The organism is Poseidonocella sp. HB161398, from assembly GCF_005870025.1.
Classification (GTDB): Bacteria; Pseudomonadota; Alphaproteobacteria; order Rhodobacterales; family Rhodobacteraceae; genus Mangrovicoccus.
Genome location: NZ_VATA01000218.1, coordinates 1 through 1,470, shown reverse-complemented (window position 1 = coordinate 1,470; position 1,470 = coordinate 1). Strand labels below are relative to the sequence as shown.

1 protein-coding gene is annotated in these 1,470 nt (G+C 64.4%); it reads left to right on the top strand.

The genetic code is table 11. The features are described 5' to 3' along the window. Window positions 1-178: 178 nt before the first annotated feature. The gene (locus FGX59_RS36875; RefSeq protein WP_138473477.1) at window positions 179-1,219 is read left to right on the top strand and encodes an IS110 family transposase; all 1,041 of its coding nucleotides are present in this window, start codon (window positions 179-181) and stop codon (window positions 1,217-1,219) included. Window positions 1,220-1,470 lie beyond the last annotated feature (251 nt).

Sequence of the window (1,470 nt, the reverse complement as noted above, 5' to 3'; positions counted from 1 at the left end):
TGAACTCCGCTGAATAGCGTTTCCGTTTCGTCATCTCGGGTCAGTCTTCGTCAGGCGCTAAAGCTTAACACCTGGTCCGAAATCCCGCGACATGGTGTGATTGCGGCGGTCGCTCCCCGATGGCGAGCGAGGTCAGATACCCTCAGCCTCACATGAAACCGCTGGAAGGAGAACGACCATGAAGCACTATGCCGGGCTCGATGTATCCCTCAAGGAAATCTCGATCTGTGTCGTCGACGAGACCGGGGCCGTCCAGGCCCGGAAGACCGTCGCCTGCGATCCCGCCGCCGTGACAAGGTTTTTTGCAGAGAAGCGGATCGCACCGGTCCTCACCGTTCACGAGAGCGGCCAGCTGTCGATCTGGCTGCAGCGATCGCTGAGCGATCTGGGCCTGGCCGTGACCTGCGTGGATGCGAGGGTTGCCCACAAGGTCCTGTCTGCGCGGCTGAACAAATCCGATGCCGCCGATGCCGAGGGCTTGGCCCAGCTGGCGCGAACCGGCTGGATCACGCCTGTCCATGTCCGCAGCCTTGATGCGGACCGGCTCCGGACGCTGATCGGGGCCCGGGACCGGCTGCTCCGTCTGCGCAATGATCTCGAACGCCATGTCCGTGGCGTCCTGAAAACCTTCGGCATCCGGATGACCGGCATTCATCAGGGCAAGCTCCGGCAATCGTTCCGCGATCAGCTGGCGGAGGCCGCCAGCCGCGAACCGGTGTTCGGCCTGATCGCCGAAGGGTTCATGACAGTTCACGCCACGCTGTGCTCGGCCGCCGCCGCGATACACAAGGACCTGCGCGACCTCGCCAAGGAGTCGGAGCTGGCCCGGCGCCTGATGACCGTCCCCGGTGTCGGGGCGATTGTCGCTCTCAATTTCATTGCCGTCGTGGACAGGGCAGACCGGTTCGGCAGGTCCGCGAGCATCGGCGCATTCCTCGGCCTCACCCCGCGCCGCTACCAGTCCGGAGAGACAGATTATCAGGGGCGCATATCGAAATGCGGCGATGCCGCGATGCGCACCCTGCTGTTCGAGGCCGCCACGTCGTTGATGTGCCGGGTGAAACGGTTCTCGCCGCTCAAGTCATGGGCCCTCCGGCTGGCCGCACGCAAGGGCGCCAAGCGGGCCAGGGTTGCCGCCGCCCGCAAGATCGCCGTGCTGATGCTGACGCTCTGGAAAACGGGCGCGGACTTCCGATGGACCGCGGAGGCCGCAGCCTGAAAACACGCTGAAATGCCCGGCCGAGGAAAGGCCAGGTCGAGATGTCCCGACGGGACGGAGGCATGATCGATCTCGCAGAGGTGGTTTGGGCACCGGATTTCAACCGGCGACCCAGCCCGCGACATTTGAGACGGTCCGCCACCGGACGCCATCATGAGGCGCGCTTACGCCCGACCTCGGAGAGAACCATGACCCCCGAAGGACAGATCAGACCTCCGCTTGACAAGGCCGCAATCAGAGAACCACCTCTG